The sequence below is a fragment of the Pseudomonas cichorii genome, assembly GCF_018343775.1.
Taxonomy (GTDB): domain Bacteria; phylum Pseudomonadota; class Gammaproteobacteria; order Pseudomonadales; family Pseudomonadaceae; genus Aquipseudomonas; species Aquipseudomonas cichorii.
In genome coordinates, this window is sequence record NZ_CP074349.1 from 628,625 (window position 1) to 651,027 (window position 22,403).

Here is a 22,403-nt window from a genome sequence, read left to right on the forward strand (position 1 = left end):
CCTCCCCGTAGGAGCGAACTCATTCGTGAATGAATTCGCTCCTGCTGCCCCATTTCTGTGCGACCCTTGCACCGCTAATCTGAATTGGCGCGATCCTGGTGCTGTGCTTAGCTGATCCAGTCACTTCAATATCGCTGGCGCAGGCTTTGTTCCGCATGGCATAAGTCTTGCGCGGTTCAATGACCGTCCAGGCCGCAGGAGGCACGCCGTGTCGATTCATATTGCCTTGCACCATGTCACGCATTACCGCTACGAACGCGCGGTTGAACTGGGTCCCCAGATTGTTCGCCTGCGCCCGGCCGCTCATAGCCGAACCCGCGTGTTGTCGTACTCGCTGAAAGTCTTGCCTGAAACCCACTTCATCAATTGGCAGCAGGATCCCCAGGGCAATTACCTGGCGCGTCTGGTATTCCCTGAGAAAACCCAAGAGCTGCGGGTCGAGGTCGATCTGGTTGCCGAGATGGCAGTGTTCAACCCCTTCGACTTTTTTCTTGAGCCCTACGCGGAAAATATTCCGTTTTCTTATGCCGGTGAGGAACAGCGCGAGCTGGCGCCATATCTGGAAAAACTGCCGCTCACGCCGCGTTTTACCGCTTATCTCGAAAGCATCAGTCGTGAGCCGGTGCCCGCCATCGACTTTCTGGTGGGGCTCAACCAGCGCCTGAGTCAGGACATCGATTACCTGATCCGCATGGAACCGGGTGTGCAGACCCCGGAATTCACTCTGGAGAACGCTTCAGGTTCGTGCCGCGATTCCGCCTGGTTGCTGGTGCAATTGTTGCGTCATCTGGGGCTGGCAGCGCGTTTCGTGTCGGGATATCTGATTCAGCTCAAGGCCGATGTCGAGGCGCTGGACGGGCCGTCCGGCACTGACGTGGATTTCACTGACCTGCACGCCTGGTGCGAGGTCTATCTGCCGGGCGCCGGTTGGATCGGGCTGGATGCGACGTCCGGCCTGTTTGCCGGGGAAGGCCATATTCCTCTGGCCTGTAGCCCGGAGCCTTCTTCGGCTGCACCCATCAGTGGTCTGGTCGAGCCTTGCGAAACCGAGTTCAGCCATGAAATGTCGGTGGAACGGATCTGGGAAGCGCCTCGCGTCACCAAACCTTACACCGAAGAGCAGTGGCAGGAGATTCAGGCCCTCGGGCACCAGATCGACGCTGATCTGGTTCGCGATGACGTGCGCCTGACCATGGGCGGCGAGCCGACGTTCGTCTCTATCGATGACCGTGATGGCAGCGAGTGGAACACTGCCGCCCTCGGGCCGAACAAGCGGGCGCTGTCGGCCGAGCTGTTTCAGCGGATGCGCGGGCATTATTCCCCCAAGGGCATCGTGCATTTTGGCCAGGGCAAGTGGTATCCCGGTGAGCAACTGCCGCGCTGGTCGCTCAACAGCTTCTGGCGCAAGGACGGCAAGCCGGTCTGGAACAACGATGCGCTGATTGCCGATGAAACCCGTGACTACGGCGCGACCGGTGAGCTGGCTGGACGTTTTCTGAGCAGTGTTGCCGAGCGCTTGAAACTGCCGGCCCGCTTCGTCTTCCCGGCTTACGAAGACAATCTCTATTACCTGTGGCGCGAAGGCGCGTTGCCTGTGAACGTCACTGCCGAGGATTCCCGGCTGAGCGACGAGCTGGAGCGGGCACGCTTGCGCAAGGTGTTCGAGCAAGGGTTGGACAAGGTGATTGGCCAGGTGCTGCCATTGGCGCGCACCGCTGCGGGTGACCGCTGGCAGAGCGGGCGCTGGTATTTGCGCGATACCCATTGCCGTCTGGTGCCGGGTGATTCCGCCCTCGGCTATCGCTTGCCTCTGGCTTCGCAGCCGTGGGTCAAGGCGGCGGAGTATCCGTTCATTCATCCGACCGACCACAACCAGGATTTCCCCGAGCTGCCTGAACGTGACGAATTACATTCAGAAACGCTGCTCGATACCGATCAGCCTCAGCCGGTCATCGACCAGTCCGCCGACTGGCTGACCCGCACGGCCTTGTGCGCAGAAGCGCGTGGCGGGCGTTTGTACCTGTTCATGCCGCCGCTGCAAAAGCTTGAGGAATACCTTGAACTGGTGGCGGTGATCGAAGCCACCGCCGAAGAATTGCAGTGCCCGGTGCTGCTGGAAGGCTACGAGCCGCCGAGCGATCCGCGCCTGAGCAATTTCCGGATTACGCCGGATCCGGGTGTGATCGAGGTCAACGTGCAACCCTCCTCCACCTGGGACCAACTGGTGGAGCGCACCGAGTTTCTTTATGAGCAGGCACGCCTCACGCGCCTGACCACTGAAAAATTCATGATCGATGGCCGCCATACCGGTACAGGCGGTGGCAACCACTTCGTGCTTGGTGGTGCGACCCCTGCGGACTCGCCATTTCTGCGCCGCCCCGATCTGCTGCGCAGCCTGATCAGCTACTGGCACAACCATCCGTCCTTGTCGTATCTGTTTTCCGGCCTGTTCGTCGGTCCGACGTCTCAGGCACCGCGGATTGACGAGGCGCGCAACGATTCGCTCTATGAAATGGAAGTCGCCTTTGCGCAAATGCCCAAGCCGGGCGAGGAAGTTGCGCCCTGGCTGATCGACCGGCTGCTGCGCAATCTGCTGATTGATGTCACCGGTAATACCCATCGCGCCGAGTTCTGTATCGACAAGCTGTATTCGCCGGATGGTGCGACCGGGCGCCTGGGGCTGCTGGAGCTGCGCGCCTTTGAAATGCCGCCCCATGCGCGCATGAGCCTTGCCCAGCAATTGCTGTTGCGGGCGCTGGTCGCCCGTTTCTGGCGCGAGCCTTACGCACCGGCCAAGCTGGCGCGCTGGGGGACGGAGCTGCATGACCGTTTCATGCTGCCGTATTTCATCGAGCAGGATTTCGCTGATGTGATTGCCGAACTCAATGACGTCGGTTATCCACTGCGGGCCGAATGGTTCGCCGCGCATCTGGAGTTCCGCTTCCCGAAAGTGGGCGACTACGCGGTCAACGGCATCGAGCTGGAGCTGCGGCAGGCGCTGGAGCCCTGGCATGTACTGGGCGAGGAAGGCTCGGGCGGCGGCGCGGTGCGTTATGTGGACTCGTCTCTTGAGCGCTTGCAGGTGCGGATCAATGGTTTGCCGCCGCAGCGCTATATGTTGACCTGCAACGGTATTGCGGTGCCTTTGCAGCCCACCGGGCGAGTGGGCGAGTTCGTCGCGGCTGTGCGCTATCGGGCCTGGCAGCCTGCCAATTGCCTGCAACCGACCATCGGCGTTCATGCACCGCTGGTCTTCGATTTGCTGGATACCTGGATGCAGCGCTCGCTGGGCGGCTGCGAGTATCATGTCGCCCATCCGGGCGGCCGCAACTATGAAACCTTGCCGGTCAACGCCAACGAAGCGGAAAGCCGGCGCCTCTCACGGTTTTTCCGTGTGGGGCATACCGCAGGCAAACTGGAGATTCCGTCGCTCAACATTAGCGATGAACTGCCGATGACGCTGGATATGCGCCTGCATTAATAAAAATGGCTCAGTCAGTTGGATGCACACGGACGTGTCCACATCGGTGTGACATCTGACTGCGCTAACCTGAAGCCCTTATGCTGTTTGCCGAGCCTTCCATGCCTGATCTGCTTGACCGTTACCCGCTTTCCGAGGGGACCTATCACGAGATGCTCGATGCCAGCGGCGCTGTACGGCCGCACTGGCAGCGCCTGTACGAGCATATGCAGCGCAGTACTTCCATCCAGTTGACCCAGCGCCAGGCGCTGTTGACCCGGCAGATCCAGGAAAACGGCGTGACCTACAACGTCTACGCCGACCCCAAGGGCGCCGATCGCCCGTGGGAGCTGGATCTGCTGCCGCATGTCATCCCGGCCGAGGAGTGGCAGCATCTTGCGGCAGGCATCGCCCAGCGTGCCCGCCTGCTCAATGCCGTGCTGGCTGATCTGTATGGTCCGCAAGACCTCATCGCCAATGGCTTGCTGCCTGCCGAGCTGGTATTCGGGCATAACAATTTTCTGTGGCCTTGCCAGGGTGTCAAACCGCCTGAAGGGACGTTCCTGCACATGTACGCCGTTGATCTGGCGCGTACGCCGGACGGACGTTGGTGGGTCACTGCTGACCGCACGCAGGCGCCTTCGGGTGCCGGTTATGCGCTGGAGAACCGGCAGATCGTCGCGCGTGCGCTGCCGGAAGCCTACCGTGATCTGCAGGTCAGGCACTTGTCGGGCTTTTTTGGTGCCCTGCAACAGACTCTGGCCCGTCAGGCGCCCACCAGCAGCGAAGCGCCGCTGGTGGTACTGCTGACGCCAGGCCGTTTCAATGAAAGCTACTTCGAGCATTTGTATCTGGCTCGCCAGTTGGGTTATCCACTGGTGGAAGGTGGCGACCTGACCGTGCGCGATGCCACGGTCTATCTGAAGACTCTCAGCGGTCTGCGCCGGGTTCACGCGATCATGCGGCGTCTGGACGATGACTTCTGCGATCCGCTGGAGTTGCGCACCGACTCTGCGCTGGGCGTGCCCGGTCTGCTGGAAGCCGTGCGTCAGGGTAATGTGCTGGTGGCCAACGCTTTGGGCAGCGGTGTTCTGGAATCGCCGGGGTTGCTGGGTTTCCTGCCGAAAATCAGCCAGTACCTGTTTGGCGAAGACCTGATCCTGCCCTCGGTTGCGACCTGGTGGTGCGGTGAGCCTCCGGTGTTGGCTCAGGCGCTGGAGAAGCTGCCCGAATTGCTGATCAAGCCGGCGTTTCCGTCGCAGCGATTCGCACCGGTCTTCGGGCGCGACTTGAACGAAGAACAACGCAAGGCACTGGCGACTCGCATGCAGGCCCGTCCTTACGCTTATGTCGCGCAAGAGCTGGCGCAACTGTCCCATGCGCCAGTCCTGCAGCCTGACGGCAAGGGGCTGCAACCTCGCGCCATTGGCATGCGGGTGTATGCGGTGGCGGGCATGGAGGGTTATCGCGTGCTGCCGGGTGGTCTGACCCGTGTGGCTGCCGAAGCCGATGCGGATGTGATTTCCATGCAGCGCGGCGGTGCCAGCAAGGACACCTGGGTGTTGGGCGAGCACTACTCGCATCTGGGCGAACCATGGAAAGGGCAGCGCCCGCTGGGTGTTTACGACCTGATTCGTCGCGACCCTTACCTGCCGTCGCGGGTGGTGGAAAACCTGTACTGGTTCGGACGTTATTGCGAGCGCTGCGATGACAGCGCCCGGTTATTGCGGATCATGCTGGCGCGCTATATCGATGGCGATGATCCTCTGGCCTTGCAGGCTTCCGTGGAGCTGGCCGAAAGCCTGAACCTGTTGCCCGAAGCCGAGGAGGGCGAAGAGTTGCCCGATCGTCTGCTTACGGCGTTGCTGGGGGATGAGTGGGTGTTCAGCCTGCGCTCCAATCTGCAGCGTTTGCAGTGGGCTGCGTCCCAGGTGCGGGGCAAGCTTTCCCGGGAGAACTGGCAGGCGCTGGTGGAGTTGCAGCGCGAAGCCGCAAGTCTGGAAACCAAGGAGCCGGATTTCGGCGAACTGCTGGACTTCCTCAACCGGCTGGTGATGTCTCTGGCCGCTTTGTCCGGGTTTGCCCTGGACGACATGACCCGTGACGAAGGCTGGAGCTTTTTGATGATCGGGCGGCGTATCGAACGTCTGAAGTTTCTCAGCTCCAGCCTGGCCGCTTTCCTGAGGGCTGCGGCGGTGTCCGATCACTCGGGGCTGGACTGGTTGCTGGAGCTGGGCAACAGCAGCATTACCTACCGTTCACGTTACATGGCCGTGCCGCATCTGATTCCGGTGCTGGACCTGTTGCTGCTGGACGAGCAGAACCCCCATGCCGTGCTGTTCCAGCTGAAACAGGTGGAGCGTTCGTTACGGCGCTTGAATGACGATTTCGGTGCGCCGTGCGACAGAAGCCTCGCGGTCCTGATTCAGCGTCTGTCCAGCTTCGATCTTGGCAGCCTGGAAAATCCATTGTTTGGTGAAAGCAGCCTCAAGGCTGTGCTGGAAGGGCTGGCTGATCTGCTGCAAAACATTGGCGATACCAGCGGGCAGGTTTCCGACCGCCTGGCTCTGCGCCACTTCGCCCATGTCGATGATGTCAGCCAACGTACGGTATCCGTTTGATGAGTGCCCATTACCAGATCCTCCACGACACCCATTACAAGTACGACAGCCCGGTTTCCCTGGCGCAGCAACTGGCGCACCTGTGGCCGCGCAGCAGTCCGTGGCAGCGTTGCAGCGAGCAGCATCTGGAAATCCTGCCGACGCCCACCACGCGCCGGGACGAGCTGGATGTATTCGGCAATCCGCTGACTCGTCTGGCTTTCGAGCGTCCCCATGACGAACTGCAGGTCAATGCCCGTTTGCGGGTGGAAGTGCTGAAGCGGCCTGAACTGGACTTCAACCTATCGCCCGAGTGGGAAGTGACGCGCAGCGCCTTGACCTATAGCGCACAAAAGATGAGCGCCGATCTTCTGGAAGCCTGTCGGTATCGTTTCGAGTCGCCCTATGTGCACCTCAAGCGCTCGTTCGCCGAGTTCTCTCAGGATTGCTTCCCGCCGGGGCGGCCTTTGCTGCTGTGCGTGCAAGCCTTGATGGAAAAGATCTTCGAGGAATTCACTTTTGACGGCGAAGCCACTCAAGTAGCGACACCGCTTGTGGAAGTACTGGAGCGGCGTCGCGGTGTCTGTCAGGACTTTGCCCATCTGATGCTGGCGTGCCTGCGCTCTCGTGGGCTGGCGGCACGTTATGTCAGCGGTTACCTGCTGACCCAGCCACCACCCGGCCAGCCACGGCTTATCGGGGCTGACGCTTCCCACGCCTGGGTTTCAGTGTTTTGCCCGGCGTCGGGCTGGGTCGATTTCGACCCGACCAACAACATTCAACCGGCGCTGGAGCACATCAGCCTGGCCTGGGGGCGGGATTTCTCCGATGTCTCCCCTTTGCGCGGCGTGATTCTGGGCGGCGGCAGCCATGATCCCGAAGTGCGGGTGACGGTGATGCCCATCGGTGAAGTGTATTCAGGTATCGCCATTAATTCCTGAGGCCTTTGAATCGTTCCTTAAGCGGCGCACTCAATTATCCGGCAGTGCGCCGCGCCTGGTCGCAGGCATCGTGTGGACAACTGGCGCTGGCGCCACAGGCGTAAGCGGCAAGCAAACTGCGAAACAGGCTATTGAGCTGCATGACAGGCATTCCATGGGTGGCAATGCGCCGATGGTAGAGCCGCCTGCGCTGGCTGGCTGTTTGATTGTTTCGATGGCGGCGATAGCCGGTATCATTCCGCGCCACTGATCGATAAGCCTTCCTTGGGAGTCACGTTGACGCAGGTCATTGGAACCTGGCCCTGAATGGGGCAGTCTCTCATCACATTAATGAAGTACCCTGCCTTGGAGATTCATATGATCCGCAAGCTTGTAGCTATCTCTCTGTTGACGTTGGCCAGTGGTCAGTTGTTGGCTGCCGAATGCTCTACCACCGTCGATTCGACCGATCAGATGATGTTCAACACCAAAGCCATCGAGATCGACAAGAGCTGCAAGACCTTCACCGTCAACCTGACCCACTCCGGCAGCCTGCCGAAGAACGTGATGGGTCATAACTGGGTGTTGAGCAAAACGGCTGACTCGCAGGCTATCGCCACTGATGGCCTGAGCGTGGGTATCGACAAGGGATACCTGAAGGAAGGTGACACTCGCATTATTGCTCACACCAAGTTGATCGGTGCCGGTGAGACTGATTCCGTGACCTTCGATGTGTCAAAGCTCGACCCGGCCGAGAAATACCAGTTCTTCTGCTCGTTCCCGGGCCACATCAGCATGATGAAAGGCACGGTTACGCTGAAGTAAGTTGATGCTTTCGCGAATGAATTCCCCCTGGGATCGAATTCATTCGCGAAGTGCAGGTGCCCATATCGTCAGTTCCACCGCCTTCCCGGATAAATCCGGTCCTGCTTAAGGCGCATAAGGCAGTTCACGCTTGTGCTGGGTCTTGGAGTAGGTGTCGCAAATGATCCTGAATGCCTCTTCACGCACAGGTTCGCCGTGCAGGAAGGCATCGATCTCGGCGTAAGTCACGCCATGGGAGGCTTCGTCCGGCTTGCCGGGTACCAGGTCTTCCAGGTCCGCCGTTGGTACTTTCTCCACCAGTGATTCCGGTGCGCCGAAATGGCGGGCGATGGCGCGTACCTGGTTTTTTACCAGGCCGCTCAGGGGGGCCAGGTCGCAGGCGCCGTCACCGAACTTGGTAAAGAAGCCCATGACGGCTTCGGCCGCATGATCAGTACCTACCACCAACCCCTGATAAGCCCCGGCGATGGTGTACTGCGCCACCATGCGGATGCGCGCCTTGGTGTTGCCGAGCACGAAGTCCACCGTGCCTGCGGGTTTGCCATCGAAGGCCCTGACTTCGGCGGCCAGTGCCTTGACGCTCTCGCCGATGTTGACGGTATGACGCTCGTCCGGATCGATGAAATCCACAGAAGCCTGGGCTTCGTGTTCGTCATGTTGCACCACATACGGCAGGCGTACGGCAACGAAGCGGTAGCTGTCGTCGCCGGTGCTGCTGCGCAGTTCCTTGACGGCGCGCTGGCACAGCAGGCCAGCGGTCAGTGAGTCGACGCCGCCGCTGATCCCCAGTACCAGCGTCTTGAGCCTTGCATTGAGCAGGCACTCCTTGATGAAGTCCACGCGGCGGGCCACTTCGGTCTGCAAAGCGTTGTGGTCGGCGAAAGGCGGCTGGACATTGAGCTGTTCAGCGATCTGCTGTTGTACGGCGTGCATGAGTCACTCCTCGTAAGTCGGGACAATTCAAACGGGTTTTTCAGGTGCAGTCAAAGCGGGCACCTTGAACACGTGTCGCAGGTACGAGACGAAGTTCGGGTCCTTGCATTGCGCCTTGCCTGGCTCATCGGAAATCTTTGCCACAGGTTGCCCGGCGCATGCGGTCATTTTCAGCACCATGTTCATCGGTGCAATGCCTGGAATGTCGGCGGTGAGGTTGGTGCCGATCCCGAAGCTGACATTGATGCGGCCGCGTAATGCCCGGAATATCTCGAGCGCCTTGGGCAGGCTCAGGCCGTCGGAGAACACCAGGGTCTTGCTCGTCGGGTCGATACCCAGCCTCTGATAGTGAGCAATGCATTTTTCAGCCCACTTCACCGGATCGCCCGAGTCGTGGCGCAGACCGTCGAACAGCTTGGCGAAATACAGATCGAAGTCGCTCAGGAAGGCATCGGTGGTGATGCAGTCGGTCAGGGCGATACCCAGCAGCCCGCGGTACTCGCGAACCCAGCAGTCCAGCGCGGCGATCTGGCTGTCGATCAGGCGCGGGCCGAGTTGCTGGTGCGCCATGATCCATTCATGAGCCATGGTGCCCAGCGGCTTGAGATCAAGCTCGCGTGCCAGATGCACATTACTGGTGCCGACGAACTGGCCGGGGAAGTCACGTTTGAGCACTTGCACGATTGCTTCCTGCACGCCGTAGGAGAAGCGACGGCGGGTGCCGAAGTCAGCAACTTTCAGTTCGGCCAGTTCATCCGTACTGGCGTTGCTGGTCAGCCACTCGAACTTGTCGTAGAGACGTTCACGCGCCTGACTGAGCATGATGTCCGGGTAACGATGACGATTACGGACTTCGCTGACGATGGCCAGCAAGGGGACTTCAAACAGGATTACATGCAGCCACGGACCATTAAGGCGAATGCACAGCTCATCGTTTTCGATGCTGGTCTTCACATAACGGGTATTGAAGCGGAACAGCCCCAGGAACCTGAGGAAGTCGGGTTTCAGAAAGGTGATGCGCTCCAGGAATGCCAGGTGTTCGTTGCTCAACGACAGCTCGCACAGCAATTCGATCTGATGCCTGATTTCGGTCAGGTAGGGCCGCAGGTCTTCGCCGTTTCGGCAGCGAAACTCCCACTCCACATCGGTATTGGGATAGTTATGCAGTACCGCCTGCATCATGGTGAGCTTGTAGAAATCGGTATCGAGCAGATTTTGCACGATGCGATTCGAGAAGGCGCTCCCGCTCATTGATTTGGATCTCCAGAGCAGCCGATAACGTTGGGCTCGCGAATGTCGTGTTCAGAGTGCTCGCGGCCTGCTGGGTTCCCATTGTCACCCTTAACTTGCCGGATGATCCAACTGTTCCCGCATTGCGTGCAGAAAAACCGGGACAGTGATGGGCGCCGGACATCTGCGGGTAACAGATCGGCATGCCTCATGGCGGGGCTTGCAGTCCGGGTTTGTGCATCATCGCCAGCGTTTTCCTGTGCTTCCACTAACCTCAAATGGTGCGTCTCGTAGCGTATGCGCACTGGGGGTGTGCACTTCGGTGACGTGACCGGTTACAGCCGGGTTGCACGTCGGGGAGTGTGTGGTTCGCCGTTTCTGTTTGTTCGGGTTGCGCCATGTTTTTCCATGGTTGCACCTTTTGCGTTGCGGACGGTTGCACGGCCCTTTTCCAAGGATCGGTCAGTACTGAGACGGCTGCACAGACATTCCGGCTCGCCGAATGAAAAGTGATGGCACGCCCCTTGCTCTAAGCAACGCTTGTAGTTGCAGTGCTAATTAAAAAAACCTCAGGAGCACCACTCATGTCGCATACGTTTTACAGGAAAGGCTTTCTGGCAATCGCAGTGGCAACTGCATTGGGCGTGTCTTCGTTTGCTCAAGCTGACGTGAAGATTGGCGTTGCAGGCCCGATGACCGGTGCCAACGCATCGTTTGGCGAGCAGTATATGAAGGGCGCTCAGGCGGCTGCGGATGCGATCAACGCAGCAGGTGGCGTCAACGGGGAGAAGATTGTTCTGGTCCGTGGCGATGATGCCTGCGAGCCGAAGCAGGCCGTGGCTGTCGCCAACCGTCTGGTCGATCAGGACAAGGTTGTGGGAGTTGTGGGGCACTTCTGTTCCTCATCCACCATTCCGGCTTCTGAGGTCTACAGCGATGCAGGCGTGATTGCCATTACTCCGGGTTCCACCAACCCGGCTGTTACCGAGCGTGGCCTGAAAGAAATGTTCCGCATGTGCGGGCGTGACGATCAGCAAGGCGTGGTTGCCGGCGATTACATCGTCGATGTGCTCAAAGGCAAGAAAATCGCGGTTATCCACGACAAGGACACCTACGGTCAGGGGCTCGCCGATGCGACCCGTGCCCAGTTGGCCAAGCGTGGCGTGAAAGAGGTCCTGTACGAAGGCCTGACCCGTGGCGAGAAAGATTTCAGTGCTCTGGTTACCAAGATCCGTTCGGTGGGCGCCGATGTCGTCTACTTCGGTGGTCTGCACCCGGAGGCTGGCCCGCTGGTTCGTCAACTGCGCGAGCAAGGCCTCAAGGACGTCAAGTTCATGTCCGATGATGGCGTCGTGACTGATGAGCTGGTGAGGACCGCAGGCGGCCCACAGTACGTGGATGGCGTGTACATGACCTTCGGGGCTGACCCGCGCCTGCTGCCGGAGAGCAAGGCAGTGGTCGATGAGTTCCGCAAGTCCGGTTACGAGCCTGAAGGCTACACCCTGTATGCCTACGCTTCCGTACAGGTGCTGGCTGCCGGCTTCAACGGTGCCAAGTCCAACAAGGGCGATGCTGCGGCCGTATGGCTGAAAGCCAACCCGGTCAAGACGGTCATGGGCGAGAAGAGCTGGGATGCCAAGGGCGACCTGAAAGTCTCCGACTATGTGGTGTATCAGTGGGACGCGACCGGTAAATACAAGCAGCTTGAACAACAGAAGTGAGATAGATACAGCGCCTGACCTGCCTCTTCGGGCGGGGCAGGCATGGTAACGGGCTCGCGCCTCGGCGGGCCTGGACTCTTCTGTTGCCGCAGGACCTGCTCGTTTTGCCCTCAGGGCAGGGCGAGCAGTGCCTTGAGCGGCCTTCAAGTGTGTGAGCGTGCGTGATGGACGGTATTTTCCTGCAGCAAATGGTCAACGGGCTGACCCTCGGGTCTGTCTACGGCCTCATTGCCATCGGCTACACGATGGTCTACGGCATTATCGGCATGATCAACTTCGCCCATGGCGACGTTTACATGATCTCCGCCTACCTGGCCGCAATCGGCCTGGCGGTTCTGTCTTTCTTCGGTCTGGAGTCGTTTCCATTCCTGATTCTCGGGACGCTGATCTTCACCGTCGTGGTGACAGGTGTCTACGGCTTCGTCATTGAGCGGGTGGCTTACAAGCCGCTGCGCAACTCGACCCGGCTGGCACCGCTGATCAGCGCCATCGGTATTTCCCTGATCCTGCAGAACTACGCGCAGATCAGTCAGGGCGCCCGGCAGCAGGGTGTGCCCACGCTTCTTGAAGGCGCGTGGCGCTTCGAGGTCGGAACCGGCTTCGTGCAGATCACCTACACCAAGATCTTCATTCTGATCGCCGCTTTCGCCGGCATGGCGCTGCTGACCTACATCATCAAGTACACCAAGCTGGGCCGCATGTGCCGCGCCACGCAACAGGATCGCAAGATGGCGTCGATCCTGGGGATCAATACGGATCGGGTCATTTCCTACGTGTTCATCATCGGTGCTGCCATGGCCGCGCTGGCGGGTGTGCTGATCACCATGAACTACGGCACATTCGATTTCTATGCCGGCTTCGTCATCGGCATCAAGGCGTTCACTGCCGCAGTGCTGGGTGGTATCGGCTCGCTGCCGGGCGCGATGCTGGGAGGCTTGATCCTGGGGGTGGCCGAGTCGCAGTTCTCCGGCCTGATCAACTCCGATTACAAAGACGTGTTCAGTTTCGGCCTGTTGGTACTGATCCTGATTTTCCGTCCTCAAGGCCTGTTGGGTCGCCCACTCGTGGCGAAGGTATAAGTATGTCTGCTTCTGTCGCTAAACCTATCGATATCAAGAAAAGCCTGATCGACGCTGTGATTGCCGGGCTGCTGGCGCTGATCGTCTTCGGCCCGATCGTGGGCATCGTGCTCGACGGCTACAGCTTCAACCTGCAACCGACCCGTGTTGCCCTGCTGGTGGCGGTGGTCATGGCGGGTCGTTTCCTCATGAGCCTGTTCCTGCAGACGCCCAAGGGCATTCGCATCAGCCAGAGTTTCGAGAGCTCCGGTTCGGGCGTGCATGTGCTCAAGCCCGATCACAAGTCGAGCCTCTACTGGATCATCCCGCTGCTGATCGTGATCGCCATCGTGTTTCCGATCTTTGCCAACAAGTACCTGCTGACTGTGGTCATCCTCGGGCTGATCTACGTTCTGCTCGGGCTGGGGTTGAACATCGTGGTCGGTCTGGCCGGGCTGCTGGACCTGGGCTACGTGGCGTTTTATGCCATTGGTGCCTATGGCCTGGCTCTGGGTTACCAGTATCTGGGCCTGGGTTTCTGGTCGGCGTTGCCTCTGGCGGCGATTGCCGCTGCATTGGCCGGGTGCATTCTGGGGTTTCCGGTGTTGCGCATGCACGGCGACTATCTGGCCATCGTGACCCTGGGTTTCGGTGAGATCATCCGTCTGGTGCTCAACAACTGGCTGTCCTTTACCGGCGGCCCGAATGGCGTCCCCGTGCCAGCGCCCACCTTTTTTGGCCTGGAGTTCGGACGTCGTGCCAAAGAGGGCGGTATTCCGATTCACGAATATTTCGGCTTCGATTACAACCCGGACCTGAAATTCCTGTTCATCTATACCGTGCTGTTCATCGTGGTGCTGGCCGTGCTGTTCATCAAGCATCGCCTGACTCGCATGCCCATCGGCCGTGCCTGGGAAGCGCTACGCGAAGACGAGATTGCCTGTCGTTCGATGGGGCTCAATCATGTGCTCGTCAAGCTGTCGGCGTTCACCATCGGGGCTTCGACGGCCGGTCTGGCCGGTGTGTTTTTCGCCAGCTATCAGGGCTTCGTCAACCCGACTTCCTTCACCTTCTTCGAGTCGGCACTGATCCTGGCGATTGTGGTGCTGGGTGGCATGGGCTCGACGGTGGGGGTAGTGATTGCGGCTTTCGTGCTGACGGTCGCGCCCGAACTGCTGCGCAGTTTCTCCGAGTACCGGGTACTGCTGTTCGGAATCCTGATGGTATTGATGATGATCTGGCGGCCTCGGGGCCTGATCCGCATCAGCCGTACTGGTGTGATGCCGCGCAAGGGCATGCTGACCAAAGAAGGAGCGGCGTCATGAGCAATGAAGTCATTCTCTCGGTCGAGCATCTGATGATGCATTTTGGCGGCATCAAGGCGTTGAGCGATGTCAGCCTGCAAGTTCGTCGCAACTCGATCTTTGCCCTGATCGGCCCAAACGGCGCGGGCAAGACCACGGTCTTCAACTGCCTGACCGGTTTCTACAAAGCCACGGGCGGACGTATCGAGCTGCATACCCGTGGCAAGACCACCAATGTGATCAAGCTGCTGGGCGAGTCGTTTGCTGCGACAGACTTCGTCTCACCCAAGAGCTTCTTCAGCCGCCTGTACTACAAGATGTTCGGCGGTACCCATTTGGTCAACCGGGCCGGGCTGGCGCGCACGTTCCAGAACATTCGACTGTTCAAGGAAATGTCGGTAGTGGAAAACCTGTTGGTGGCCCAGCACATGTGGGTCAATCGCAGCCTGCTCAGCGGCATTCTCAATACCAAGGGTTATCGCAAGGCTGAGGAGGATGCACTCAATACGGCGTTCTACTGGCTGGAAGTGGTGGATCTGGTGGGCTGCGCCAACCGCCTCGCCGGTGAGTTGTCCTACGGTCAGCAGCGCCGCCTGGAAATTGCCCGGGCCATGTGCACACGGCCCCAGGTGATCTGCCTCGACGAGCCTGCCGCCGGCCTCAACCCTCAGGAAACCGAAGCCCTGAGCGGCATGATCCGCCTGCTGAGGGACGAACATGACATGACCATCGTGCTGATCGAGCACGACATGGGTATGGTCATGAATATTTCCGACGATATTGTGGTGCTGGACCACGGCAACGTGATTGCCGCTGGCAGACCGGAGCAGATCCGCAACGATCCTAAAGTGATCGCCGCTTATCTGGGCGCTGATGAAGAGGAATTGGTATGAGCAAGCCGATCCTCGAAATGAAAGAGATCGATGTGTATTACGGGCCGATCCAGGCTCTCAAGAAGGTTTCGCTGCATATCGATGAAGGCGAAACCGTGAGCCTGATCGGCTCCAACGGCGCGGGCAAGTCCACGCTGCTGATGTCGATCTTCGGCCAGCCGCGTGCTGCCAGCGGGCAGATCCTCTATCAGGGCATCGATATCACGCAGAAGTCGTCGCACTACATCGCTTCCAACGGCATTGCGCAGTCGCCGGAAGGGCGCAGGGTATTCCCTGACATGTCGGTCGAGGAAAACCTGTTGATGGGCACCATACCGATTGGCGACAAGCATTCGGCCGAAGACATGCAGCGCATGTTCGATCTGTTCCCCAGGCTCAAGGAGCGCCGTAACCAGCGCGCCATGACCATGTCCGGTGGCGAGCAGCAGATGCTGGCCATCGCCCGAGCCCTGATGAGCCGCCCGAAACTGTTGCTGCTCGACGAGCCGAGCCTCGGCCTGGCGCCGATCATCGTCAAACAGATCTTCTCGACCCTGCGCGAACTGGCGGCCACCGGTATGACGATCTTCCTGGTCGAGCAGAATGCCAACCACGCACTCAAGCTGTCCGACCGTGCGTATGTGATGGTCAACGGTGAAATCCGCCTGTCAGGCACCGGGCAGGAATTGCTGGTCAATGAAGAGGTCAGGAGCGCTTATCTGGGCGGGCACTGATTCAGTCAAAAAAACAGCAGCGTTTATCCATGCGCCCCGGGTGTCTTTTACTCGGGGCGCTGTTTTTTCAAATTGTGGAAAACAATTTTGACAGGCCACTCAAACGCGACATAAAGCCGCTGCAAACGGTTGTTTTGTCACGGTTTTGACTTGTTCAGGTTTACTGTGGAACTGGCTGTTAATAACTTGGGAGTATTTGGCTGTAGGCCTTTATATATAAGGGTTATAGCGGGGTGGTTGTTTTTTGATCAGTCATTTTTAGATGTTCTCTACAGGCTTTTGTCAACGCCTTGATACCTGGTTGTTCATACAGTTCGTGTGATGCGCAAGCCTGTGGATAAGTCTGTGGGCAAGCGTTGGAAATAGTCGGGTAAGCGGCATTGTTATTGGTCTGGAGGGCGGTGCAAGGTTTTGCTCACTTTTGTGGGGCCTGGGTGTCGGTTTCAAAGTCAAGGGAAAAACTTCTCCCGATGCGCTACAGCCCTTGAAATGCAAGCCATCCAGGGTTTTACACTTGCCCCCAGAGTTTGTGGGCCTGACTGTGGATAAGGTGGGCAAAACCCCTTGCAGGCCTTGTGATGCGTGGCTTTGCTGGTGTTGTTCGTTTTTTGTACAGTTATGGTTTTCTGTGGGCAGCTTTGTCCACATGCTTGATCCAGACGGCTCCGGGCGGGCATCCTGCCGGTCTTGCTGTGAACTTATTAACAGGCTGCGCTTTTATTGCGCCATGTCAGGAGAACGAAATGACTTCCACCGTATTCATCACGGGCGCTACTTCCGGGTTTGGCGAAGCTTGCGCCCGTCGCTTTGCCGAAGCGGGCTGGTCGCTGGTGCTGACCGGCCGCCGCCAGGAGCGTCTGGACGCCTTGAGCGCCGAGCTGTCAGCGCAAACCAAGGTGCATACACTGGTGCTGGATGTACGTGACCGCGCTGCCATGGAAAGCGCCATCGCTGGTTTGCCAGAAGAGTTCTCGACCATTCGGGGACTTATCAACAACGCAGGCCTGGCGCTGGGCATCGACCCTGCACCCAAGTGCGATCTGGATGACTGGGACACCATGATCGACACCAACATCAAAGGCCTGGTTTACACCACACGCCTGCTGCTGCCGCGTCTGATCGGCCATGGTCGTGGCGCGAGTATCGTCAACCTGGGTTCTGTTGCGGGCAACTACCCGTATCCGGGCGGCAATGTATATGGTGGCACCAAGGCATTCGTGGGGCAGTTCTCGCTGAACCTGCGCAATGACCTGATCGGCACGGGCGTACGTGTAACCAACCTGGAGCCGGGCCTGTGCGAAAGCGAGTTCTCGCTGGTGCGCTTCGGTGGTGATCAGGCCAAGTACGATGCGACCTATGCCGGTGCCGAGCCTATCCAGCCAGAGGACATCGCCGAGACGATCTTCTGGATCATGAACACTCCGGCGCACGTCAACATCAACAGCCTTGAGCTGATGCCCGTCAGCCAGACCTGGGCCGGTTTTGCGATCGACCGCAACCGCGGTTGATTCCTACAGGTGTTCGGCCAGGCCGATGTAGCAGGTGGCCAGGTGATAGGGCGTCGTTGATGGCATATCGCTGCGACTGACCTGGCCATTGGTATCCAGGCATTCATGCCAGCCACCGGCATGCAGGAATCGCTGTTGCAGCGCTGTGAGTTGTTGATCCAGGCGGCTCAGGCCGTCAGGACGCAACGCCAGCGCCCGCAGATATTCGGCCTGTGCCCAGATTCTCTGGGTGCCATCACGTACAACACCGTCACATGTCAGCATCGCGGTCACCGCACCGGTTTGCTGATCGACGCCCTGAGTCTCTGCAAGCGCGAACGCCCGGTTCAACGAGGCATACAACGGAGTGCTGCGCAGTTCGGCAGAGGTGTGCAGCAAGAAAAACCACTCGAACTGGTGTCCCGGTTCATACCAGTTATCCACAGCCCCCAGCGGTTTCTCCAGCATCACACCCGTCGCCGGGTCGATGAAGCGGCGCTGCATGTGAGTGACCAGCCCATTCAGGGCCGATTGGGTCTTGGGATCCGGACGTACCGACAGCGTTGCCAGAAACGCCTCAGCCAGATGCATCAACGGGTTCTGCAAAGGCCCGCTGCCCAGCGTGGACCAGTCTTCATCCAGGCTCGCTTCGTAAAGACCGGCCCCATCGTCGAAACGCTCTGCGACAACGTTCAGCGCGGCATTGAGTGCCGACTCGGCCAGAGGCTCTTTTACCCTGGCCCAGTAATGGGCGAAGGCAAAGATGATGAAAGCATGGGTGTAGAGATCCTTGCGGCGGTCCAGCGGTTGGCCTTGTGGATCGATGCTGTAAAACCAGCCGCCGTGTTCCGCATCATGAAAGTGTTGCTGCATGGAGCGAAACAGCGCACCCGCGCGAGTCGCGGCGTCCGGAAAGTCCGGGTGACCGATCAGGCTGGAAAACAGGAACAACTGCCGGGCGCAGGCCATGGCTCTGTAGCGTTGTGGCGGCAGAGGATGGTGCTGCGCATCGAGCGCTTCATAAGGCAACGCCAGTTGCGCGTTCCAGCCAGGACCTTGCCAGAGCGGCACGACGACTTTGAAGAAGTGTTCCTGAAGGCGGGTGAGGCTGGAGGTCAATTCAGACCTTGAGGCAGAACTGGAAGCATGGGGCATCGGCTGGCGTCACGGCAGTGTCGAGATGCGCGACATGTTAGCAGGAGGCGCTCGGGATTTGCGCTCAGGCCGCCGCAGGAGCGAATTTATTCGCGAACAATCCCTTCAAAACTCAGGTCTTGGTCAGATCGCTGTACAACCCCGGCCGTCGATCATGGAAATAGGGCGTGATCGCCCGTGTGCCTTCCAGCAATGGTTTGTCCAGCTCACTGACCATCAGCGTTTCATCCCGCGCCGCCAGGGCCGGGCGGCTGCCGTCCGGTGCGCAAATACTGCTTTGTCCGCAGTAATGAATCTCGCCCTCGCGGCCACAGTAATTGGCATACACCACATAACACTGGTTCTCGAACGCCCGCGCTCGCACGGTAATGTCACAGATGAAATCGTAAGGCTCCATGTTTGCCGTCGGCACCACAATCAGTTCGGCACCGGCGAGCGCCAGGCGACGGGTGTTTTCGGGGAACTCCACGTCGTAGCAGATCAGCAGGCCGAGACGCCAGCCATCAAGCGCCACCACTGGAAAGTCATCGCTGCCCGCCGTGAACATCGACTTGTCCAGCTCACCGTACAGATGGGTTTTGCGATAGTTGGCCAGGCTCTGTCCGTGGCTGTCGATCAGTTGCGCCGCGTTGTAGATATGCCCGTCACTGCCGAGTTCGGGATAGCCATACACAATCGCGATACCGTGGTTCCGGGCAATGGTTGCGACACGAGAAGCTGCGAGCCCATCGGCCGGTTGCGCCAGTTTGCGAGCCGCTTCTGCTCCGATGTTGTAACCGGTCAGGAACATCTCCGGGCAGGCCAGCAGACTGGCTTTTTGCTCTGCCGCCGTCCGAGCCTGTTGCTCCAGCCGCAACAGGTTGGCGTCGATATCCAGTGGCATTGGCGGGCATTGATACAGTGCGATACGCATGGCTGTTTTCCTCCTGAATCAGTCCGCCAGGGCGATAGGGCCGATCTCGTGGAACACATCGCCGGGGCCCGGATTCTCTGGGGACGTCTTGCCACCAAAGTGAGTCATGATGCCCCACACGGCGTTCAATGACGTCTGCACTGCGCCCTCGACCCATGCGGGGGTCCAGGATATATCGTCGCCGGCCAGAAACATGCCGCGGTGTTCGGCGGGCATGTCCTGCTGCATGAAGTGCGAGTACATCCGCTGGTTATAGCGGTAATGGCCCGGCAGCGCACCTTTGAAGGCCCCGAGGAAATGCGGGTCGGCTTCCCATGAAATGGTGATCGGGTCACCGATGATGCGTGCGGAGATATCCACTTTCGGATAGATCTTCTTCAAGGCATCCAGCGCCAGTTTCACCCGCTTCTCGATAGGCTGCGGCAGCATCTTCAGGGCGTCGCTCATCCATGAATAGGACAGGCAGATCACCCCCGGTTTGTCGTCGCCGTTATCGAACAGGTAAGTGCCTCGGGTCAGCCGGTCGGTGAGGGTCATACTCATGAGGTCGCGGCCGGTTTCCGGATCTTTGTCTTTCCAGAACGGACGATCCACCATGACGAAGGTTTTCGAGGACTGCATGTAGCGGGTGCGATCCAGGGCCATCCACATCTTTTGCGAGAACAGCGACTCTTCACACTCGATCTGGGTGGTCAGCAACCAGCTCTGGCAGGTGGTCAGCACCGCCGAATAATGCCGCGTATCACCCCAGTTGTCGGTGACGGCCAGGTTTCCGTCCTCGGCCCGCGCAATGCGTTTGACCCCGGTGCGTGGCGCGCCGCGATGCAGTGACGACAGGCTGGTGCCTTCAGGCCAGTGGGCACAACGCTCCGGTACATGACGCCATATGCCCAGCGGAACCTGTTCCACTCCGCCCACGATCAGGTGCTGGTTCTCGTCGCAGTTGGTCATGATTACGCGGAAGATTTCCAGCATCGAGTTGGGGAAGTCCGAGTCCCAGCCGCCAGTACCAAAGCCCACCTGGCCGAATACCTCCCGGTGATAGAACGACAGCTTGGCGAAGGCTTTGGAGGTGGCGACGAAATCATAGAACGTGCGGTCGTCCCAGAGCGGAACCAACGTGTTCCACAGCGCCTTGAGGCGCGGCACATCGCGGTCGCGGATGGCCTGCTGGATATCGGCAAACTGCGAGCCGCACTCCAGAGCATCCGCCCATGCGTCGGCCACTTCCTGAAAGAGCGCAGGCAAGTCCGACAGCTTTTGTGCGTAGTAAGTCGTGCCTTCCAGATCAATGACGGTACTGCCTGAAGCAGCCGTCAGCGGGTTGGGGAATGGGCTGGACTCAAGACCCAGCTTGTCGACGTAGTGATAGAACGCGGTAGACGACACGGGAAAGCGCATGCCGCCCAGTTCCGCGATGATGCCTTCGGCACCCTCGAAAGCCTGTGAGCGCAGGCGGCCGCCCATTTTCGAGGCTTCATAAACCACAGGTTTGAGGCCCAGCTTCATCAGTTCATAAGCCGCCACCAGCCCAGCGATACCGGCACCAATGATCGCGACTTCCTTGCCGTGGTTTTCTGCCGGAATGCTGCCCAGACCTGCCGGATGCTCGATCCAGTCATCAAAGGGAAAAGGAAAGTCAGGGCCAAAAATGGTGATCGGCTTTTTGCCGTCTTGAGGATGACGATTGTTTTTCATGACAGACCTTGATTCGGCTACAGCGAAAACCACAGTCTAGATAAGCGCGAGCACGTTAATAAGACGCAAAGTGTCGTCGTTATGATTTGATTTTGTTCAATATGACGAGGGTGGCGGTCACTTTGTTGATTTGAGCTGCGCAAGCGAGCCAGTGATGTCTGGCTCGCGGGTGTGGCTGTGTCAGGATTCTATGGCGGGAAGTTGTTGCTCTATCACGCCAAGCCATCCCATGCCCGGCCAGGTTTCAAAGCCGGGTGTCAGTGCATAGCCCTGAATGGCTTGAGCCTGCTGGGTGCTGTAACCGCTTTTGTGCCCGGTCCTGGTCTGTAGCTGGATGGGTTCGCCGAGCAGGCTTTCTGGGTCCGAACTGGCAATGATCCGGTGGTTGGCGTCGACCATCATGACCCGGCTGCGTGCGCGCTCTTCATCACTCAGACGAACGCCGTCAATAACGGACCTGGCCTGGCTCTGCCAGTCGAAGAAAATACCAATGACGCCGACGACGGGGCTATGAGAACCGGCATTGATACGCACTGCCGCACTGAACGCGCATGTCTGCGAGTTGTTCAATAGCGGTTCTACAGTCACTTGCCCCGCGTAGTACTGATCGCTGGAGCTGTGACGCAATGCATTCTTGAACCAGGGCTCTTCGGCAACATTGGCCCCCATGACTTTCTCATAAGTGCCGGCACGACCACAGGCAACCACTCGTCCTGTCGTGTCGGCGACCCATATGTCCAGGTAGACGGTGTAGCTGTCCAGAATGATGCCCAGACGTTTGCTGGCATGAGCGCATGTCTGTGGTGTCTGGGTGGTAAGCATATCGACCAGCGAGGCATCCGTTGCCCACCAGCGGACGTCACACGTTCGTTCGTACAGGTTGCGGTCGATGATTTCGATCATGTTCAGGGACAGGTCGGCCAGGCGCTGGCCGCGCATGTCGAAACACATGCTCTGGCCCAGTTCGATCAACTGATTGACCGAGGCTTGCAAGTCATGAGTCAGGGCTCCTGCGATCTTTGAAACACGCTCGGAGATATTCTTGACCTCTTCGGCCACGACCGAAAAACCTTTGCCTGCGCTACCGGCATGGGCCGCTTCGATCAGGGCATTGATTGCCAGCAGGCGTGTCTGTCGGGTAATCACTTGAATATCGCTGACGCCCCGATTGGCTAACGCCTCTACTTCTTTGGACAGGATGACGATCCGCTCTGGCTCAATCATTTTCGTTCTACTTGAAAAATGTGGGAGTGGCGGCAGAGTTCTCGAAGCTCGAGAGGGTGAAACTGAAAAAGGGCCTGTTGGCCCCTGTATAAAGTTGTCCCTGATTTATTATTTATTGATGGCGTCCCTGATACGTGCAAATTATCTGAAAAACATCAGTAGTGTCACCTTGCCTGTATTTAGTTTTGATTATTATTCAGGAATGTCGCAATAAGGTAGGCGGATGTCGTAATCGGGTTTTTAAGGAGAAGTAGTTACACACTTTTCAT

General features: G+C 58.8%; 16 protein-coding genes. 10 read left to right on the top strand and 6 right to left on the bottom strand.

All coding sequences use genetic code 11. The annotated features are described in order from the left end of the window. The first annotated feature begins 208 nt into the window (after window positions 1-208). The 4 genes from KGD89_RS02805 (at window position 209) to azu (ending at window position 7,805) form a co-directional block, all read left to right on the top strand. The gene (locus KGD89_RS02805; protein WP_025258309.1) at window positions 209-3,481 is read left to right on the top strand and encodes a transglutaminase family protein; all 3,273 of its coding nucleotides are present in this window, start codon (window positions 209-211) and stop codon (window positions 3,479-3,481) included. A gap of 101 nt (window positions 3,482-3,582) precedes the next feature. Continuing rightward, a complete protein-coding gene (locus KGD89_RS02810) occupies window positions 3,583-6,081 on the top strand; it encodes a circularly permuted type 2 ATP-grasp protein (RefSeq protein ID WP_025258310.1) in 2,499 nt (832 codons plus the stop codon). Next, window positions 6,081-7,001 carry a transglutaminase family protein gene (locus tag KGD89_RS02815; RefSeq protein WP_025258311.1) on the top strand — a complete coding sequence of 307 codons (921 nt, stop codon included), beginning with the start codon at window positions 6,081-6,083 and terminating at the stop codon, window positions 6,999-7,001. Before KGD89_RS02810 ends, KGD89_RS02815 begins: the two co-directional genes overlap by 1 nt. A gap of 357 nt (window positions 7,002-7,358) precedes the next feature. Further along, window positions 7,359-7,805, top strand: a complete 447-nt coding sequence (azu, locus tag KGD89_RS02820; RefSeq protein ID WP_025258312.1) for an azurin — start codon at window positions 7,359-7,361, stop codon at window positions 7,803-7,805. Between the two features lie 105 nt (window positions 7,806-7,910). Here the strand turns inward: azu and nadE are convergent, their stop codons facing one another. Further along, window positions 7,911-8,738, bottom strand: coding sequence for an ammonia-dependent NAD(+) synthetase (nadE, locus tag KGD89_RS02825; RefSeq protein ID WP_025258313.1), 828 nt, complete (start codon window positions 8,736-8,738; stop codon window positions 7,911-7,913). 27 nt (window positions 8,739-8,765) lie between these two features. Next, a complete protein-coding gene (gene pncB / locus KGD89_RS02830; RefSeq protein ID WP_025258314.1) occupies window positions 8,766-9,989 on the bottom strand; it encodes a nicotinate phosphoribosyltransferase in 1,224 nt (407 codons plus the stop codon). 563 nt (window positions 9,990-10,552) lie between these two features. Here pncB and KGD89_RS02835 point away from each other — a divergent pair. From KGD89_RS02835 to KGD89_RS02860, 6 genes are all read left to right on the top strand, one after another. After that, complete coding sequence (locus KGD89_RS02835; protein WP_025258315.1) at window positions 10,553-11,689, top strand: ABC transporter substrate-binding protein; 1,137 nt, start codon at window positions 10,553-10,555, stop codon at window positions 11,687-11,689. 164 nt (window positions 11,690-11,853) lie between these two features. Then, window positions 11,854-12,768 carry an ABC transporter permease subunit gene (locus tag KGD89_RS02840; protein ID WP_025258316.1) on the top strand — a complete coding sequence of 305 codons (915 nt, stop codon included), beginning with the start codon at window positions 11,854-11,856 and terminating at the stop codon, window positions 12,766-12,768. 2 nt (window positions 12,769-12,770) lie between these two features. Further along, window positions 12,771-14,072: a high-affinity branched-chain amino acid ABC transporter permease LivM gene (gene livM, locus KGD89_RS02845; RefSeq protein ID WP_025258317.1), complete on the top strand. Its 1,302-nt coding sequence runs from the start codon at window positions 12,771-12,773 to the stop codon at window positions 14,070-14,072. Further along, entirely contained in the window at window positions 14,069-14,944 is an 876-nt protein-coding gene (locus KGD89_RS02850) for an ABC transporter ATP-binding protein (RefSeq protein ID WP_025258318.1), read from the top strand. The genes livM and KGD89_RS02850 overlap by 4 nt, the downstream gene beginning before the upstream one ends. Then, window positions 14,941-15,657, top strand: coding sequence for an ABC transporter ATP-binding protein (locus KGD89_RS02855; protein WP_025258319.1), 717 nt, complete (start codon window positions 14,941-14,943; stop codon window positions 15,655-15,657). The genes KGD89_RS02850 and KGD89_RS02855 overlap by 4 nt, the downstream gene beginning before the upstream one ends. Window positions 15,658-16,400: 743 nt before the next feature. After that, on the top strand, window positions 16,401-17,165 hold the full coding sequence (locus tag KGD89_RS02860) for an SDR family oxidoreductase (protein ID WP_025258320.1): 765 nt from the start codon (window positions 16,401-16,403) through the stop codon (window positions 17,163-17,165). Window positions 17,166-17,168: 3 nt separating this feature from the next. Here KGD89_RS02860 and KGD89_RS02865 read toward each other — a convergent pair whose 3' ends face one another. From KGD89_RS02865 to KGD89_RS26205, 4 genes are all read right to left on the bottom strand, one after another. Continuing rightward, on the bottom strand, window positions 17,169-18,299 hold the full coding sequence (locus KGD89_RS02865) for an AGE family epimerase/isomerase (RefSeq protein ID WP_051427712.1): 1,131 nt from the start codon (window positions 18,297-18,299) through the stop codon (window positions 17,169-17,171). A 112-nt stretch (window positions 18,300-18,411) separates the two neighbouring features. Continuing rightward, window positions 18,412-19,212 carry a carbon-nitrogen hydrolase family protein gene (locus KGD89_RS02870; RefSeq protein WP_025258321.1) on the bottom strand — a complete coding sequence of 267 codons (801 nt, stop codon included), beginning with the start codon at window positions 19,210-19,212 and terminating at the stop codon, window positions 18,412-18,414. A gap of 18 nt (window positions 19,213-19,230) precedes the next feature. Beyond that, window positions 19,231-20,910 carry a flavin monoamine oxidase family protein gene (locus KGD89_RS02875; protein WP_025258322.1) on the bottom strand — a complete coding sequence of 560 codons (1,680 nt, stop codon included), beginning with the start codon at window positions 20,908-20,910 and terminating at the stop codon, window positions 19,231-19,233. A gap of 180 nt (window positions 20,911-21,090) precedes the next feature. Beyond that, window positions 21,091-22,134: a methyl-accepting chemotaxis protein gene (locus KGD89_RS26205; RefSeq protein ID WP_025258323.1), complete on the bottom strand. Its 1,044-nt coding sequence runs from the start codon at window positions 22,132-22,134 to the stop codon at window positions 21,091-21,093. Between the last annotated feature and the right edge of the window lie 269 nt (window positions 22,135-22,403).

Bases quoted from the DNA above. Each gene is read 5' to 3' on its own strand.
- KGD89_RS02810 (WP_025258310.1), top strand. From the start codon at position 3,583: ATGCCTGATCTGCTTGACCGTTACCCGCTTTCCGAGGGGACCTATCAC.
- KGD89_RS02815 (WP_025258311.1), top strand. From the start codon at position 6,081: ATGAGTGCCCATTACCAGATCCTCCACGACACCCATTACAAGTACGAC.
- azu (WP_025258312.1), top strand. From the start codon at position 7,359: ATGATCCGCAAGCTTGTAGCTATCTCTCTGTTGACGTTGGCCAGTGGT.
- nadE (WP_025258313.1), bottom strand. From the start codon at position 8,738: ATGCACGCCGTACAACAGCAGATCGCTGAACAGCTCAATGTCCAGCCG.
- pncB (WP_025258314.1), bottom strand. From the start codon at position 9,989: ATGAGCGGGAGCGCCTTCTCGAATCGCATCGTGCAAAATCTGCTCGAT.
- KGD89_RS02835 (WP_025258315.1), top strand. From the start codon at position 10,553: ATGTCGCATACGTTTTACAGGAAAGGCTTTCTGGCAATCGCAGTGGCA.
- KGD89_RS02840 (WP_025258316.1), top strand. From the start codon at position 11,854: ATGGACGGTATTTTCCTGCAGCAAATGGTCAACGGGCTGACCCTCGGG.
- livM (WP_025258317.1), top strand. From the start codon at position 12,771: ATGTCTGCTTCTGTCGCTAAACCTATCGATATCAAGAAAAGCCTGATC.
- KGD89_RS02850 (WP_025258318.1), top strand. From the start codon at position 14,069: ATGAGCAATGAAGTCATTCTCTCGGTCGAGCATCTGATGATGCATTTT.
- KGD89_RS02855 (WP_025258319.1), top strand. From the start codon at position 14,941: ATGAGCAAGCCGATCCTCGAAATGAAAGAGATCGATGTGTATTACGGG.
- KGD89_RS02860 (WP_025258320.1), top strand. From the start codon at position 16,401: ATGACTTCCACCGTATTCATCACGGGCGCTACTTCCGGGTTTGGCGAA.
- KGD89_RS02865 (WP_051427712.1), bottom strand. From the start codon at position 18,299: ATGCCCCATGCTTCCAGTTCTGCCTCAAGGTCTGAATTGACCTCCAGC.
- KGD89_RS02870 (WP_025258321.1), bottom strand. From the start codon at position 19,212: ATGCGTATCGCACTGTATCAATGCCCGCCAATGCCACTGGATATCGAC.
- KGD89_RS02875 (WP_025258322.1), bottom strand. From the start codon at position 20,910: ATGAAAAACAATCGTCATCCTCAAGACGGCAAAAAGCCGATCACCATT.
- KGD89_RS26205 (WP_025258323.1), bottom strand. From the start codon at position 22,134: ATGATTGAGCCAGAGCGGATCGTCATCCTGTCCAAAGAAGTAGAGGCG.